Below are 15,752 nucleotides of genomic sequence, written 5' to 3' on the forward strand. Positions count from 1 at the left end.
GTGCCCCGCCGGCCCATCCCGTGAAGATCGGATGACTCGCCTCCCGTGATCGCCCCGCGGTCGCCCGCGGGAGGTTGCGGAGGCGCTTGGCGCGTGCTCCCGGTGTATGTGGCTGTGCGCCCGCCTGTGCGCTCTGTGCCGTACCGGCTGCGGGCGGTTGCATATGAGCCGTGGGTTGGCCCGCGCTTCCGCCAGGCGGCTATGGCGGGGTGCGGCGGGCCAGCGAGTTCCGCCGCCACAATCCCCGCGGGTGGCGGACCGGCCCGGGGGGCGTTGAATCGCTTCCCGGGCCGTGTGTTGTGCGCGGGCCGCCCGCCTCGCCGGGGCACTGTGGCGCCGATTCGGGCGCCACGCGCGTCGGTTGACGGTACGGAGAGTGTGTTTTTCCCCGGTCGTGCGGGACTTGCGCGCGCCGTCCGGATCGCCCCCGGCGGCTGGTCCGCATCGTCCGGGACGGAGATCCGCGGCGGAAAACGATCGTCGCCGGCGGGCCCTGTCGCGCGGCATATCACCTCCGGCATGTGCCGCGGCCCCGCCAAAACTTTGGCGCGAACCCGACGTTTCGGCCGGGGGCCCTCTTCCGGGTGAAGTTGCTGTCCGCAATGCCCCGATTGCGCACCTATGACGGTTGTCGCTGCTGTTGATCTGTGCCCCGTGCGTCACGCGGGACCGCTGTCCGGCGCACGAACCGGCGCACCCGGGAACACCCGTGCGCCTCCTTGCGCGCGTCCACGTGGCAGCATGGTCTTTCGGACGTCAGACGTGGTGGCACGGCGGGGCGAGGCGCGCGCGAGCAAGCGGTGGGCCGAGCCCGCGCATCGGCTGTCCACAGCCTGTGGAGGCGACGATGCGGTGGTTGGTGGGGTGGAGCAGTGCCACCGCGGGTCCCGTTGCCGGCAACGGGGGCCAGACGCTGCTGCCGGTCGGCGCCCAGTTCCTGTGGGGTGACGCCGATCCGCTGTGGGCGGTGGGCGACTGGCGCCCCGACGAGGTCAGGGTCGTGCACGCGGACCCCCCGGGCCCGGGCGCCGCGTACGGGAGTTCGAGCGCCACCGGCCGCGGATCGTACGGCTCGGGCGCGAACGGGAGCGCTTACGGCGGCGGTTACGGCTCAGGGACACGCGGCGGCTACGGTTCGGGCTCCCGCGGGAACGGCGGTACGGGCGGCGGGTCGCAAGGCGTCGCGCGGCTCGCGGTGCTCGGGCGGTGCGGCGCCAGCGACGCGGAATTGCGGCTGGGACTCGTCGCTGCCCGCGGCGGTGCGCTGCGGCATGTGACGGCCTGGCCCGGCAGTTACACCGCCGTCCTGCAACTCGGCCGCCGCATCACGGTGCTGGGCGACCTCGCCGGTGCCAGGCCGGTCTTCCACACCCGCTTCTCGCGGGGTACGGCCTACGCCACCGCCGCGCTGCCGCTCGCCGACCTCATCGAGGCCGGGCTCGACGTCACCCACCTCGCCGCGATGCTCGCCTGCCCCGACGCGCCCGAAGCGCTCGGCGACGGCACGCCGTATCTCGGCGTGCGGCGCGTCCCGCCGGGCCACGCGCTGACCCTGCGCGAGGGCGCCCCCGAGATCACCTCCTACGAACCCACCACCTCACTCGCCGTCGGCCACCAGCCGGCCACCGCCGCCGACGCGGACGCCGCCATCGCCGCGATACGGGACGCGCTCGTCGAGGCGGTACGGTCGCGGCTCGCGCAGCCGCGGTTCGTGCCCGACATGGGCGCAGGGGCGGACGCGTGGGGCGACGGGCCGACGCCCGCGCCCGGGATCGGCGCCGACCTCTCCGGCGGCAGCGCCTCCGCCACGCTGGCGCTGCTCGCCGCCGGGCTTCCCGGCATGCCCGGCACACTGCCGGGCGCGCCCGGCTCGCTGGCCGGCGAACGCCTGCTCGCCGTCACCTTCAACGACCTCACCGCGGGCGGACTCCCTTTGCGGGAAGGCGAGTTGGCCCGGGCCGGCGAACTCGCCGCCGACCCGCGGCTGCGGCACGTCGTCGTACCCGGCGGTGAAGAGTCGCTGCCCTACGCCGACTTGACCGGCGGCGCGCCCGTACCGCTCACCGACGAGCCCGGCCCCTCGCTGATCGTTGCCGAACGCCACCGGCGCAGGCTCGCCGCGGGCGGCGCCGACCACCTCATCGGCTTCGGCGCCCGGCAGGTGCTCGACGCGCATCCCGCGCGGCTCGCCGACCTGCTCATGGACCGGCGCCGGCGCCATCTCGTACGGCCGGTCGCCGCGTTGGCCCGTGCGGGCGGCTCTTCCGCGGCCGGGCCCGCGGTCCTCGTGCCCTTCACGGTGCCGATCACCGTCTACCGGGCCGCGCGGCGGCTGGCCCGCACCCCGTATCAACAGGGTGTGGAGGACGCCGCCGCCCGGCTGCTGCGGTACGCCTCAGGCGCGGGCGGCGCCGCGTCCTTCGGCCGTTCCGGCGGCCTCGACGGTTTCGGCGGCTCGGACGGCCCGATCGGGGCGTCGCTCGCCGCGATGGCCTGGGTGCGGCCGGGGCCGGCCGCCCGGTGGCTCACCGGGGAAGCGCTTGCGGAGGTGTCCGTCCGGCTCCAGGAAGCGGCCAGGCGGCCCTGGCCGATCGAACGGCCCGGCGAGCGGCGGGCCCGCGCCGCGCTCGCCCGGCACGCCGCCGACTTCCGCGTCCTGGAGCAGGCCGCCGCCGTCCCCAGCCAGCGGCTGCACGCGCCCTACCTCGACAACGCCGTCGTGCGCGCCGCCCGCGCCCTCCCCGGCGCCCTGCGGGTACGGCCCGGCGCCCGCGCCGACATCCTGGGCGACGTGCTGGCCAGCGCCGGTGTGCGCGAACTCCCCGCCGGGTGGGGCGCCGCGTCCCACTCCTCGGCGTCCGCGGCTGCCGCCAGGGCCGGGATGCGGGCCGCGATCGACCCGCTGGTCGAGCTGTTCGAGGCGCCGCTGCTGGCGGACGCGGGGCTGGTGGACGCGAGGGTGGTCCGGGGGGCGTTGCGGGCGGCGGCGCAGGCGGGTGCGACGTCGCCTCTGGACGGGCTGGGGGAGCTGGTGGCCGTCGAGCTGTGGCTGCGGCGGTTGCTGGCGCGGCGGGGGTCGTGCTGGACCGGTACGGAGTCGCCTGGGCGGCGGGCGGTTGCCGGCGGGGTGCAGCGGCTCTCTCTGTGAGGGGGTGCGGCTGGCCGGCTGTGCGCTTTTCGGTGCGCTTGGCGTGGGTGGGGTGGGGTCGGTGCCGCTCCGGGGGTATCTGCTCGGACTGCGCACCTCGGCGCTGTGCGAACGTTCCTGCGGGAGTCGTGCGCAGTCCTGCCGGGCCCCCGGACCGTCCCCTCCCGGTCGGCCCGCGGCTGCCTGTCGTGGGTGGGCAACCCCCGGGGTACGCCGTCACGCACGGGCGCGCTGCGTCGCTGCGATGCAGAGGAGCACCACCACCGCGGTGACCGGTGCGGCGACCGAGACGTGCTCGCTCATGAACAGCACAGCCCACAGCACGGTGAGAAGCGGCTGCGCCAGCTGAAGCTGGCTCGCCCGGGCGACCCCGATCGCCGCCATGCCGCGGTACCAGAGGACGAAGCCGCCGAGTTGGGAGACCGCGGCGATGTAGAGCAGGCCGCCCACCGCCCGGCCTGTGATGTGCGTGGGCTCGACGGGCCAGGCCAGCAGCGTGGTGACCGCGGTGACCGGGAGGGCCGCGATGACGGCCCAGGCGATGACCTGCCACCCCGGCAGGTGGCGGGCGAGCCGGCCGCCCTCGGCGTACCCGGCGGCGCAGACGAGGAGCGCGCCGAAGAGGTAGGCGTCTGCCAGGGTCGGCCTGCCGTGGCTCTGCTGGAGGGTGAAGCCGATGACGGCGGCGGCGCCGGCCACCGCTCCGTACCAGAAGAGCCGGGAGGGGCGGGTGCCGGTGAGGGCGACCGAGACCGTGGCCGTGGCCAGGGGCAGGACGCCGATCACCACGGCGGAGTGCGCGGTCGAGGAGGTGCGCAGGGCGAGGGTGGTGAGCAGCGGGAAGCCGATGACGCATCCGCCGGCGACGGTGAGGAGCCCTGGCCAGTGGCGGCGTTTTGGGACCGGTACGCGGTTGGCGGCCAGGCAGCCGCCGGCCAGGAGTGCGGCCAGGACGCCGCGCAGGCCGGTGGACGTCCAGGGGCCGAAGCCGTCGAGAGTCCAGGCCGTGGCGGGGAAGCTGAAGGAGAAGCTGAGCACCGCCAGGGCGGCGAGGGAGGTTCCGTGGTTCGCTGCTATCCCGCGACGTGGAGTAGCGCTATCCTGTGCTGTCATGAATGAGGGTAGCAGTGTGACTCATTTGCTGGGTGTTCTACGGGCTGAGCTCGCGCGCTATCCGGAAGGCGGCAAGCTGCCGTCCAGCCGGGCGCTGATGGAGGAGCACCGGGTGAGTCCGGTGACCGTGTCGCGGGCGATCGCGGCGCTGGTCGCCGAGGGCCTGGTGGTCTCGCGTCCCGGGGCGGGCGTCTTCCGTGCCGGGGCGCGGGCCGGGCAGCGGGCGCAGGGGGACGTGTCCTGGCAGGAGGTCGCGCTCAGCGCGGGGCCGTTCACGCACAGTGCCGCGGACGCCTCGGGCGTACTGGCCACGCTCGCCGTGCCGCCGGCCGGCTCGATTGACCTGGTCGGCGGCTACTTGCATCCGTCGCTGCAACCCGAGCGGGCGCTCGCCGGGGCACTGGCCAGGGCGGGGCGCCGGCCCGGCACCTGGGACCGGCCGCCCGCCGAGGGGCTCGCGGAGCTGCGGGCCTGGTTCGCGCGGGACATCGCCGGCCCGGACTCCGCGCTGGGCGACGCCGACGTCCTCATCACCGCGGGCGGCCAGAGCGCGCTCACCACGGCGCTGCGGTCGCTCGTCGCACCGGGCGCGCCCGTACTCGTCGAGTCGCCCACCTACCCTGGCACGCTCGCCGTCGCACGGGCCGCGGGGCTGCGGCCGGTGCCGGTGCCGGTCGACGCGGACGGGGTGCGCACCGATCTGCTGGCGGACGCCTTCCGGGTCACCGGGGCCCGGGCGTTCGTGTGCCAGCCGCTCTTCCACAACCCCACCGGCGTCTCCCTGTCCGCCGAGCGGCGGCACGAGGTGCTGCGGATCGCCCGCGCGGCCGGAGCCTTCGTCGTGGAGGACGACTTCGCCCGCCGGCTCGCGCACGCCGACGCCCCCGCCCTGCCGCGGGCGCTCGCGGCCGACGACCCGGACGGGGTGGTGGTGCATGTGCGCTCCCTGACCAAGGCCACCTCGCCCAGCCTGCGGGTCGGCGCGCTCACCGCCCGCGGCCCGGCCATGGACCGGCTGCGGGCCGGCCAGGTGGTGGACAGCTTCTTCGTCCCCCGCCCGCTGCAGGAGACCGCCCTCGAACTCGTCGGCTCGCCTGCCTGGAACCGTCACCTCCGCGCCCTGGCCGGCGCCCTGCGCGACCGTCGCGCCGCCATGGCCGAGGCCCTGCACCGGGAACTGCCCGCACTCCCGGTACGGGTCCCGCACGGCGGCTACCACCTGTGGGTGCGCCTGCCGGACGGCACCGACGAGGCCGCGCTCGCCGCCGCCGCCCTGCACGCCGGGGTCGCCGTCACCCCCGGCCGCCCGTACTTCCCCGCCGAGCCCTCCGCCCCGCATCTGCGGCTCAGCTACATCAGCGCGGTGAGCGCCGAGCAGCTGCGGGAGGGCGTCCACCGGCTGCGGCAGGCATACGATCGGGCCGCGCCGGCATGCCGCAGAATGGACGCCGGAGGCGAAGGGAGTACGCGGTGACCGTATGGGACGACGTGGTCGGCCAGCCACATGTGGTGGCCGAGCTGTCCGCTGCCGCGGCGGACGCCGACGCGCTCGTGACGTCGGGCGCCGCCGGGGCGCGTATGACCCACGCCTGGCTCTTCACCGGCCCCCCCGGCTCGGGCCGCGCGACCGCCGCCCGCGCCTTCGCCGCCGCGCTCCAGTGCGTGAGCCCGGACCGCGCGCTGGGCGCCGCCCCCGGGTGCGGCTTCTGCGACGGCTGCCACACGACGATGGTCGGTACGCACGCCGACGTCGAGTTCGTCCGCACCGACCTTCTGTCCATCGGCGTCAAGGACACCCGCGACCTGGTGCGGCGCGCGACGCTGTCCCCGGCGGGCGGCCGCTGGCAGGTGATCGTGCTGGAGGACGCCGACCGGCTGACCGAGGGCGCGGCCAACGTCCTGCTCAAGGGGGTCGAGGAACCGGCGCCGCGTACGGTGTGGCTGCTGTGCGCCCCCTCGGTGGAGGACGCCCTGCCCACCATCCGGTCGCGCTGCCGGCTGCTCAGCCTGCGTACACCGTCCGTGGAGGCCGTCGCGGACGTGCTGACCCGGCGGGACGGCATCGAGCCGCGCCTCGCGGCGGAGGTGGCGCGGGCCACCCAGGGCCATATCGACCGGGCGCGGCGGCTGGCCACCGACGAGTCGGCGCGGGAGCGCCGGGCCACGGTGCTGCGGGTGCCGCTGCGGGTCGCCGACATCGGCGGGTGCCTGCGTGCGGCGCAGGAACTCGTCGACGCCGCGTCCGAGGACGCCAAGGCCGTCGCCGAAGGGGTGGACGCGAAGGAGACCGAGGAGATGCGGGCCGCTCTCGGCGCGGCGGCGGGCGCGGGCAGCCGGATGCCGCGGGGCACGGCGGGCGTGATGAAGGATCTCGCCGACCGCCAGAAGCGCCGCTCGACCCGTACCCAGCGCGACTCCCTCGACCTGGCCCTCACCGACCTCGCCTCCTTCTACCGCGATGTGCTCACCGTCCAGTTCGGTACGGGCGAGCGCATCGCCAATACCGAGGTCGGTGACGGTATCCGGAAGATCGCCGCCGCCTCCCGCCCCGAGCACAGCCTGCGCCGCATCGAGGCGGTGCTCGCCTGCCGCGACGCCCTCGACCGCAACGTCGCCCCTCTCCTGGCCGTCGAGGCCATGACGCTCGCCTTGCGTGCGGGGTGAGGCTGGGGCAGCGGGCGGGGTGAGCTTTTCCCTGCGGGCCGGCTGAGCTTTGCTCTGCGGGCGGGGTGAGGCTGGGCCTTCCGGCCTGGCTGGAGCCGGCCTCCCGGCCCGGCTGACGCCGACCGCCCGGGCCGGCTGGCCCGGGACCCGCGCCGGCGGACGCTCGCCCCGGCCCAGCTCTCGCCCGGGAGCCGGGTCGGCCGGCGGGTGGACCTCCCCACTGGTCGACCGAACCGCAGCCCCCACGGCAGTGGCAACGTGGCGTTCGGGTGATCGCGGGGCGGTGACCGTAACGGCAGCCGGGGCTGGGGCGGTCGCCGTTGCAAGGTGCTGGCAGTGGTCCTGCCCGCTTGCCGTGTCCCCGCGGGGCCGCAGCCGTCCCGAAGGGTTGCCGTGGCTGACGTCGTGTGGACCGTACTGATCGTGCTGGCCGGTGCCGCGGCCGTACTGCTCGGGCATCGGGCACTGCGGCACTGGTGGGCCGAGCGGGCCGGGCGGGCGTACGAGCTGCCCGAGGACCGTACCGGCACGGCCGTGCGGGCGGGGGCCGCCGGGGCCGCGGCGCTGCTGGCCGCGGCGCTGTCCGTACCGTTGCTCGGAGGTGGGCAGGCGCCGGCCGGCACAGCGGCAGCAGCGCCCGCAGCCGCACGCGCGCCCGTCGTCGTACCGTCGCAGCCGGCCCGTACGCCGGAACCGGCCCCGCTGCCGCCCGAGGTGCGTACCCTCGGGCACCCCTCAGGCGGCACCCTCGACCAGTTGCGGGACGGCACCCTGGTGTGGCTCCCGCCGCGTTACGGCTCACCGCAGGCGGCCCACGTCGGCTTCCCCGTCGTCCTCGCCCACCTGCCCGCCGCCGCGGACGCGGACCTCTACGCCGGGTTCGCCCTCGCCCTGCACCGCCGGCTCGCCGACCCCTTCGTCCTCGTGCTGCCCGTCGACTGCGCCCACGACTCCGCCGCCGTCGCCGAGGTCACGCGGCACTACCGCGTGCTGGCCGCCCGCGCCACCACCGGCGTCATCGGGGTCGGCGCCGCCGCCCCTTGCGCCGTGCGCGAAGCACTCGCCACCACAGGCCGTTACGCCGCCGCCGCCGGGATCTCCGGTCTGTATCCACACCTTGCCCCCGCTCCACCGCCGCACCCCTCCTTGCTGCTCGCCACCGCCACCGGTGAGACCGCCGCGCACACCGCCGCCCTGCGGCTGCGCGCCGCCCTGCACCCGCGCCGCGACGAGGTGCGCGTCATCGACGGCATCGCCGCACACCGCCAACTCTTCGCCCTGGTCGCGGGCTATCTGACGGAGAAACTCGCCAGCCCCGCCAAGGTCACCGTCCTGCCGCCGGCCCCGGCCCCGGTATCTCCCGCATCCCCCGCGCCCCCCGTCTCTCCCGCCGTCGGAACCCCCCACCGCGTCCTCACGAACTGCCTACCCACACCACACTGCGTCGCAATCACGCAAAACGACTCAAAGCTCGTAATCACTCATTAGGGGACACCAATCCCCGCTGTCCCCGCGTACCGCCAGCTACGCTCGCATTCATCCGACGGGAGGACCTGAGCCGCCGATGCATCCGACGCACCCCACGCGCCTGCTCCGCTTCCCGGCCACCGTGATCGCGGTGACCGGGCTGCTGCTTTCCGCCTGCTCGGGCGGCGGCCACCAGGCCACGGCCTCCGTATCGACTCCCGCGCCGCCCGCCGGGGCCGCGACTGCGGCGCCGGCCCCGTCCGACACGGCGTCCCCCGGCGCGAAGCCCGCCACCACGGCCACGCTCAGCCCGCTCCCGGCCCGTACTCCCGCCGACCTGGCCTCGTACTACAAGCAGAAGCTGTCCTGGCACTCCTGCGGCGTCCCGGAATTCGAGTGCGCCACGATGAAGGTCCCGCTCGACTACGCCCGCCCCGTGGCCGCCGACGACCTCAAGCTCGCCGTCGCCCGTACGAAGGCGGCAGGTCCCGGCAAACGCCTCGGCTCCCTGCTGGTCAACCCGGGCGGCCCCGGCGGCTCCGCGATCGACTACCTCCAGTACGCGGCCACCGGCTATCCGTCCGCCGTCACGTCCCGCTACGACATGGCCGCCGTCGACCCGCGCGGCGTCGCCCGCAGCGAGCCCGTCGAGTGCCTCAGCGACAAGCAGATGGACGCGTACACGGCCGTCGACACCACCCCCGACGACACCGCGGAGGCCGACAAGGTCGCCGGCGCCGACCGCACCTTCGCCGCCGGCTGCAAGAAGATGTCCGCCGCCCTCATCGGCCATGTCTCCACGATCGACTCCGCCCGCGACATGGACGTCCTGCGCCAGCTGCTCGGCGACGCGAAACTCAACTACGTCGGGAAGTCCTACGGCACCTTCCTCGGCGCCACCTACGCAGGTCTGTTCCCGCAGCGGGTCGGCCGGCTGGTGCTCGACGGCGCCATGGACCCCTCCGTGAGCGCGCTCGAAAGCAGCCGCGCCCAGGCGGGCGGCTTCGAGATCGCCTTCGGCGCCTTCGCCCGCGACTGCGTCAAACGCGCCGACTGCCCGCTCGGCCGCACCTCCGCCGCCAACGCGGGCACCCGCCTCGACGCCCTCTTCGCGAGCCTCGACAAGCATCCGCTCCCCACCGGCACGAAGCGCCCCCTCACCGAGGCCCTCGGCACGACCGGCGTGATCGCCGCGATGTACGACCAGGAAGCGTGGCCCGCCCTGCGCGGCGCCCTGATCAGCGCCAACAAGGGCGACGGCGGCCCGCTCCTGAAGCTCTCCGACAGCTACTACGAGCGCGACGACGCCGGTAAGTACAGCAATCTGATGTACGCCAACGCCGCCGTGAACTGTCTCGACCTGCCCCCGGCCTTCCGCTCCCCGGCCGACGTCACCAAGGCCCTCCCCGCCTTCCGCGCCGCCTCCCCGCACTTCGGCACCACGCTGGCCTGGTCCTCGCTGATCTGCGGCTACTGGCCGCTCCACGCCACCGGCCACCCCGAACGCATCCAGGCCAAGGGCGCCGCCCCGATCCTGGTCGTCGGCACCATCCGCGACCCGGCCACCCCCTACGCCTGGGCCGAGTCTCTGGCCGCCCAGCTCTCCTCCGGCCACCTCCTCACCTACGACGGCGACGGCCACACCGCGTACGCCCGCGGCTCCACCTGCATCGACACCGCCGTCAACGCGTACCTCCTGGCCGGCACCGTCCCCCCGCCCCACAAGAAGTGCACCTGACCTGCACCCTTCCAAGATCCCCACCCGGTCAGGACCACCCCCCGCAACCCTGTAGACTTGGCGCCGCTGCGCCTGCCACTCTTGGCCCCGAGCGCGCAGCACGCCGCCTTAGCTCAGTTGGCCAGAGCAACGCACTCGTAATGCGTAGGTCTCGGGTTCGAATCCCGAAGGCGGCTCCACAAAACCCCAGGTCACATAGCCCGTGACCTGGGGTTTTCCCGCACCTGGTCGGTCCGCCGTTTCGGCCGGGTGACGCTCGCAGTGGTCAAGGGGAGCGCGAGGGGAACGCACGGGGTGTGCAGGTTCCTCCGGAGGGAAGGACTGAGCCGGGAGAATCCTGATCGGGGCTGTGTTCGGGGCTGCTCGTCTCTATCGTGGTGGTGGAGGGCCAGCCGATCGGCTCGCTGCTGGAAGAGTTGGAAGCGCGCGAGGCAGATGCTCGGGTTCGGGCGAGGGCGTGCGTAGCGCAAAACAGCCGGTTCAGAGACGTGTGGTGGGACCCGGTGTCGGCGCAGAAGGGTCCTCTCGCGTACCAGCAAAGTTCATCCGATCCTGCCGGGGGCAGTCGCTCGTTGGCTGCCAGGGGAGGCGAGTCGATATGTCGAGAAGCAGGAAGATCACGGTCATTGCGGTCGCCGTCGTACTGACGGCATCGACGCCGTTCTGCTGGCTGCTGGGCAATCCGGATACCGGGCAGTTGGTTGGCGCGTCGGTCCAGGGTGCCACCGGTATTGCTGCCCTGGTTTGGGCATTGATGCTGTCTGCGGACAACCCGCAACCGGGGTTAGTGGTGGCCGATACAGGGAGGGCCAGGGCGGCCGGTGGAGGCCGGGCATCAACCGGCGTGCGACGCCGGCAGCAAGTCGGGAACGTGTCCGTTCGGGTGGAGCGGACCGGCGACGCCACCTCGGACGGCCCCGGCAGCAGCGCGAGTACAGGTATCGACTTCGAATGACCGGGTTCGGGACAGCCGCTGCACGCGGAAGAGGTTCTGTTCGATGGTGAGATGGCCCGGTCGCCGCCCCGACCCAGGCGGTGACCCTGACGCCGGAGCCGAGGCCGCAGACGCACCGCAGGGGGCGAAGGTAGCCGCCACGGAAAGAGGTGGTGCCACCGTCCGCGATGGCACCGTTGCGGTATCCGGCTGCACCGGACCTGACCCAGGGCCCGCTGGCCCGGTACATGTGAGCCGTACCGGGAGCGCCACCGCCGACAACGGCGGCCTGGCCAACACCGGATATCTGATGATCCGCAAGTTCACCCTGGTGCAACAGGCCGCTGCCCCGCGCCCCCCGCTGGATGTTGCGGCCGATGCGCTGGCCAAGGCCGTGCGCAGTGAGTGGGAGAAGGAGGCCGGGCTGCGGCGGCTGTTGGAGCCTGCGCCCCTTCCGGTGCGATGGCAGGTGACCGGGCGCCGAGTGGCAGGCCGGATCGACGGGGCGATTGCCGAGGAGGGCCGCGCCCGTTTCGCCCCGCTGCCCGGGTTGGCCGCGGTCACCCGGGATGTTCTGCGCCGGGGCGGCTTTCTGCCCGAATTGCACGCGGTGTACGGCGGGCTGGCCTCGGGCCGTCTGCTGCTGGTGGGTGAGCCGGCGGTGGGCAAGACGTCCGCTGGGGTGCTGCTACTCCGGGAGGCGCTCAGGTACCGTGCGGAGGCGGCGCCGGACTCAAGGGCCCGTATTCCTGTACCGGTTATGCTCACGCCATTCGGCTGGGACCCCGCTAAGGAGAGTGCGACCGATTGGGCCGCAGGCCGGCTTTCCCGTGAGTACACCTTGTTCCGGAGGAGAGGAGGCGCATCCCGGGCGAGGGAACTGCTGGCGGACGGGCGGATCGCGCTGTTCCTGGACGGGATCGACGAGGTCGCAGCGAAGCCGCGTGCCGGCATGCTGAGCGCGCTGGCGGAGGCGAGCTTCCGAGTTGTGGTTATCTCCCGGGCCAGGGCTCTCGCCAGCAGGAGGCAACGGCTGAGCGGAGCGGCAGCGCTGGAGATCCAGCCGGTGCGCGCGCAGGATGCCAGCGCCTATCTCATGAATCCCCTGCCGGACCCGGCTCCGTCCGGCTGGCAAGAGCTCAATCGCAGACTCCTCGACGAACCCGGCAGCGCGATGGCCGAGGCGTTAACCAGTCCGCTGGCCATCGGTCTGCTCCGCGACATCTATGCCGACAGCAACGGACGGCCCGTAGACGAGCTGCTGGACACAGCTCGCTTCCCCAGCACCCGATCCCTGCAAGACCACCTCCTGGACCAGTTGGTCACGGCCGCTTACACCCCCAGACCGAGACGTCCGCGCCCGCGTTATTCCCCCGAGACCGCCGAACGGACTCTGCGCTACCTCGCCACGCAGGTCACCCAGGCGCAAGACGGCCGAGAGCTGCGCTGGTGGCACATACCGTCCTGGACGGACCGCCGTCCCAGGACGATTCTGGTGGGAGCGACCACCGGTCTGTTGTACGGGGTGGCTGTCCTCTTCGCGCTGTGGCGGACGTCCGGACCGGTGTGGGCTTGTCCGGCTGCGGGCTTCTGCGCACTTCTTGGGGGATTGCTTGCCGTTAAACGCCATGTCGAGATCAACGACCAGCAGTCGCTCCCCAGCGCCGGGTGGCGCGACATCTTCCCGCCCGGCGCCATTGCCCTGGGCACCTTCACCTGGCTCTTCTCGGCAACCGCGGGCTGGCTCGTCTTCCAGCTGCCGGGGCATGACCCGATGCCTGCATGGTTCGCCTGCCTCTCCACGCTTCCGCTCGGATACGGCGCGACGATCGTGAGCAGCCGCGGCTACGAACTGGTGGTCGGGACCTACCTCGGCTACGGATCAGGGCACCAGAACAACGAACTCAGGAACAAGCTCAGCCAGCGCCCCGTGGCGGAAACCCGGGCGGTCAGCCCCCGGGACGTGTGGCTGCACCACATCGGGCTGAGGTTGGTCCTCGGCCTCCTGACGGGAGTCGCAGTCGCGCTGTTCAGCGGCTCATTCGTAGCCTACGAGTACGGCTTCGTGGACGGCGTCCTGGTCGGTGCCACATGTGGGCTATGGGCCTGCCTTTACACCGGCCCGTTCGGCAATCTGGGTGTGGTCGCTGTCCTCTCCGCCCTCCAGCTTTCTATGAGGGAGGGCACCCCGGTGCGGCTGATGTCCTTTCTTGAGGACGCCCGGCGCCACAACCTCCTGCGAGCGGCGGGACCGGCCTACCAGTTTCGCCATGACTGGTTGCGGGAGCGTTTGGCCAGTTCTACGAGGTCCGAGGGGTAACTCGGCGGCCGGCATCGGCGTCTAGCCTTCATCTCGTGGTCATGAAGAACTATCCGCAAGGTCCGCGAGCTGGAGGAAGAGCGCCAGATCCTGCGGAAGGCAGCGAAGTATTTCGCCGAGGAGACGTGCTGATGAACCGCTTCCAGTTCGTCGCCGACCACCAGCGCCGCTACGGCGTGAAGCGGCTGTGCACCGTCCTGGGCGCCCGCTCCCGCTTCTACTACTGGCGCCGACGGCTGCGGACCGGGCCGCCCGCCAGACAGCCGATGCCCACCTTGCCGCCCGGATACGGGCCGTGCACCGCGAGTCGGACGGCACCTACGGCGTCGTGCGGATCACCGCCGAACTCCGCGAGACAGGCGAGCTGGTCGACCACAAGCGCCTCGCGCGCGTGGTGCGAAGCATCGGCCTGGAAGGCGTGCGACTGCGGCGCAGGCACCGCACCACGATCGCGGACCCGACCGTGGCCAAGGCGACGGCGAGGCCATCAGCCTGGATGACGTCGCGGCTCTGATCACGGCGTACCGGCGCGTGTCCGACACCCTGGCGGACTACGCACCTGTGCTGACGATCGACACCAGCTTGCTGGACATCCCCGCTGCAGAGTGAACTTGTCAGACCCTCTCCTCTGAAGCGTTCTTCACCTCGCTAGGCTGCGACCGACCTGCTGCCCCACTCGTCGGAGGAGCCATGGACATCCGGTCCGCCCAGAAGCTCGCCTGGGAGAACAAGACCGCCAAGGGCTTCAACACCACCGACGTGCCGATGGAGTTCGGCCTCCTCACCGCCGAGATCGGCGAAGCCTTCACCGCCTGGCGCAAGGGCCTCCCCGACTTCGGCGAGGAGCTGGCCGACGTCTTCCTCTACCTGGTGGCCCTGGCCGAGATGAACGGCATCGACCTCGGCGACGAGGTGGCCCACAAGATTGACAAGAACTCCCGCCGCGTCTACGAACGCAACGAGCATGGAGTGCCGATCAGGATCAGCGAAGGCTAGCCCGCCCGCACCGGAGTCCTGGAGCCGTCTGCTTCCGCTGCCCGGTAGCGGTGTCTGCGTGAGCCTTGCGTGAGCGGACGACGCAGCATCTAGCCCCCGGTCCGCGCGAGGGCTTCGGCTGACCTGCGGGGGCGAGTTCGACGTGGGCGGCCGGGGTGGAGGTGGTGATCTGCCGGCTGATGGCGTCGCTGAGTGCTGCCCGTGGCGTGGTTCTGGGGTGCGGCCGGGGCGCCGGGCCGGTCGCGTGGCGGGTCGGGTCGGCGGCATGGCGTTCGAGGGCGCCTTCGGGCCGCTCGGCGCGCACGGGTGCTCGGTGCTCTTCCACGGGACGGTGGCGGGTTCCGTGAGACACCGGGCCAGCCACTCGCTCCCGCAGGTCCTCCCGCCACCGGACCCGGAGACAACGGTCCGGAGAGGGGCTACTGCGGGCGCTTCCTTTCGGACAGCATCCGCCGGCGGGCTCATCCGCACGGCCTTCGCCGTGATCACGTGCGCCGTGGTCGGAGCACGCCATCAGACGAAGGCCGCGCCCGCGGCCGTCGGATTCCCCGGGGGGTGACTCAGTTTGAGACACCATTCGAGGCCGAAAGATAAAGAACGGGCATAGAAACCGCCGGAAAAACCGTGCAACCCTGCCCCGGAACACCTTTCCGGAAGCGGATCATCCGACGCGGATCAGCCCTGGTTGAGAATCGAGAACCGGCCCTCGACGTTGATCGCGGCGTTGCTCAGGTTCCTGATGGTGATCCAGTAGGTGATGTAGTCGACCGACGAGCGCTCGACCGCCCAGCTCGAATCGACCTGGATCACCCCGGGGGACGGGGTCGTCGACACGGCATACCAGATGACGTGCCAACTGGCGGGCCAGTTGAAGGTGAACCACCGGCCGCTCGTCAGCGCCGAGAGCGTCCCGGTGAACTGCACGCCGGTCTGCGTGGCGTGCGGGGTGACCACCCCGGCTCTGGCGGCTCCGGCGGCCGGACCGCCGTTGCGGGCGGACGTGATGTCCGCGTCCGACACGTCGCCTGCCTGCGGCGATGCCTGCGCCGCGCCCACGCCGCCGAACAGCATCAGCGGAGCCGCCACCCCCGCGGAGAACAGACTGCCGCGCAGCAGACCTCGGCGATCGAGTGGTGATGCCATGAAGGACCTCCGGAGAATCTCGATGTCGTGCATGCCGGTCGGCGCCTCCCGCCGACCCCGATCGGCGCCCCCGCCCGCCGTACCCGCGGGCATGAACGCGCGCCGCTTCCCCCTCGTGCCCTTTTCCCGTCGGACCGCTCGGCGGAATGCGGACTCCACCATGACATCGCTTCCTTGCACCAACCTTGTGGCGACCTTGCGGAGCAGCCAGCATGGGGAAGCTGCGCGC

The 15,752-nt window shown here is 72.8% G+C and carries 11 protein-coding genes and 1 tRNA gene; 10 read left to right on the forward strand and 2 right to left on the reverse strand.

Annotation, left to right across the window (positions count from 1 at the left end; all coding sequences use genetic code 11):
• The first annotated feature begins 847 nt into the window (after positions 1-847).
• The gene (locus tag OHA86_RS22410) at positions 848-3,148 is read left to right on the forward strand and encodes an asparagine synthase (protein WP_329177919.1); all 2,301 of its coding nucleotides are present in this window, start codon (positions 848-850) and stop codon (positions 3,146-3,148) included.
• Positions 3,149-3,364: 216 nt separating this feature from the next.
• On the opposite strand, the gene OHA86_RS22415 is transcribed toward OHA86_RS22410, so the two are convergent.
• Positions 3,365-4,261, reverse strand: a complete 897-nt coding sequence (locus OHA86_RS22415) for a DMT family transporter (RefSeq protein WP_329177921.1) — start codon at positions 4,259-4,261, stop codon at positions 3,365-3,367.
• On the opposite strand from OHA86_RS22415, the gene OHA86_RS22420 reads away from it, so the two are divergent.
• The 9 genes from OHA86_RS22420 to OHA86_RS22460 all read left to right on the forward strand — a co-directional run bounded on the left by OHA86_RS22420 (position 4,260) and on the right by OHA86_RS22460 (position 14,380).
• On the forward strand, positions 4,260-5,735 hold the full coding sequence (locus tag OHA86_RS22420; RefSeq protein WP_329177923.1) for an aminotransferase-like domain-containing protein: 1,476 nt from the start codon (positions 4,260-4,262) through the stop codon (positions 5,733-5,735). The genes OHA86_RS22415 and OHA86_RS22420 overlap by 2 nt on opposite strands.
• Entirely contained in the window at positions 5,732-6,925 is a 1,194-nt protein-coding gene (locus tag OHA86_RS22425) for a DNA polymerase III subunit delta' (RefSeq protein ID WP_329177924.1), read from the forward strand. Before OHA86_RS22420 ends, OHA86_RS22425 begins: the two co-directional genes overlap by 4 nt.
• Positions 6,926-7,318: 393 nt before the next feature.
• A complete protein-coding gene (locus tag OHA86_RS22430) occupies positions 7,319-8,413 on the forward strand; it encodes a hypothetical protein (RefSeq protein WP_329177926.1) in 1,095 nt (364 codons plus the stop codon).
• Positions 8,414-8,489: 76 nt separating this feature from the next.
• Positions 8,490-10,130, forward strand: coding sequence for an alpha/beta hydrolase (locus tag OHA86_RS22435; RefSeq protein ID WP_329177928.1), 1,641 nt, complete (start codon positions 8,490-8,492; stop codon positions 10,128-10,130).
• A gap of 102 nt (positions 10,131-10,232) precedes the next feature.
• Positions 10,233-10,309 (forward strand) — tRNA-Thr (locus tag OHA86_RS22440).
• A 419-nt stretch (positions 10,310-10,728) separates the two neighbouring features.
• Positions 10,729-11,085, forward strand: a complete 357-nt coding sequence (locus OHA86_RS22445; RefSeq protein ID WP_329177929.1) for a hypothetical protein — start codon at positions 10,729-10,731, stop codon at positions 11,083-11,085.
• Between the two features lie 229 nt (positions 11,086-11,314).
• Positions 11,315-13,384: a hypothetical protein gene (locus OHA86_RS22450; protein ID WP_329177931.1), complete on the forward strand. Its 2,070-nt coding sequence runs from the start codon at positions 11,315-11,317 to the stop codon at positions 13,382-13,384.
• A gap of 187 nt (positions 13,385-13,571) precedes the next feature.
• Positions 13,572-13,898, forward strand: coding sequence for an IS3 family transposase (locus OHA86_RS22455; RefSeq protein WP_329177932.1), 327 nt, complete (start codon positions 13,572-13,574; stop codon positions 13,896-13,898).
• Positions 13,899-14,074: 176 nt separating this feature from the next.
• Positions 14,075-14,380, forward strand: coding sequence for a MazG nucleotide pyrophosphohydrolase domain-containing protein (locus OHA86_RS22460; protein WP_329177934.1), 306 nt, complete (start codon positions 14,075-14,077; stop codon positions 14,378-14,380).
• Between the two features lie 675 nt (positions 14,381-15,055).
• Here OHA86_RS22460 and OHA86_RS22465 read toward each other — a convergent pair.
• Positions 15,056-15,523 carry a hypothetical protein gene (locus OHA86_RS22465; protein WP_329177936.1) on the reverse strand — a complete coding sequence of 156 codons (468 nt, stop codon included), beginning with the start codon at positions 15,521-15,523 and terminating at the stop codon, positions 15,056-15,058.
• Positions 15,524-15,752: the final 229 nt, after the last annotated feature.

This window comes from Streptomyces sp. NBC_01477 (assembly GCF_036227245.1).
Classification (GTDB): domain Bacteria; phylum Actinomycetota; class Actinomycetes; order Streptomycetales; family Streptomycetaceae; genus Actinacidiphila.

What these genes read in the sequence shown, in the direction of transcription:
- OHA86_RS22445 (WP_329177929.1), top strand. Translation starts at nt 10,729, where the DNA reads ATGTCGAGAAGCAGGAAGATCACGGTCATTGCGGTCGCCGTCGTACTG.
- OHA86_RS22415 (WP_329177921.1), bottom strand. Translation starts at nt 4,261, where the DNA reads ATGACAGCACAGGATAGCGCTACTCCACGTCGCGGGATAGCAGCGAAC.
- OHA86_RS22460 (WP_329177934.1), top strand. Translation starts at nt 14,075, where the DNA reads ATGGACATCCGGTCCGCCCAGAAGCTCGCCTGGGAGAACAAGACCGCC.
- OHA86_RS22465 (WP_329177936.1), bottom strand. Translation starts at nt 15,523, where the DNA reads ATGGCATCACCACTCGATCGCCGAGGTCTGCTGCGCGGCAGTCTGTTC.
- OHA86_RS22435 (WP_329177928.1), top strand. Translation starts at nt 8,490, where the DNA reads ATGCATCCGACGCACCCCACGCGCCTGCTCCGCTTCCCGGCCACCGTG.
- OHA86_RS22410 (WP_329177919.1), top strand. Translation starts at nt 848, where the DNA reads ATGCGGTGGTTGGTGGGGTGGAGCAGTGCCACCGCGGGTCCCGTTGCC.
- OHA86_RS22420 (WP_329177923.1), top strand. Translation starts at nt 4,260, where the DNA reads ATGAATGAGGGTAGCAGTGTGACTCATTTGCTGGGTGTTCTACGGGCT.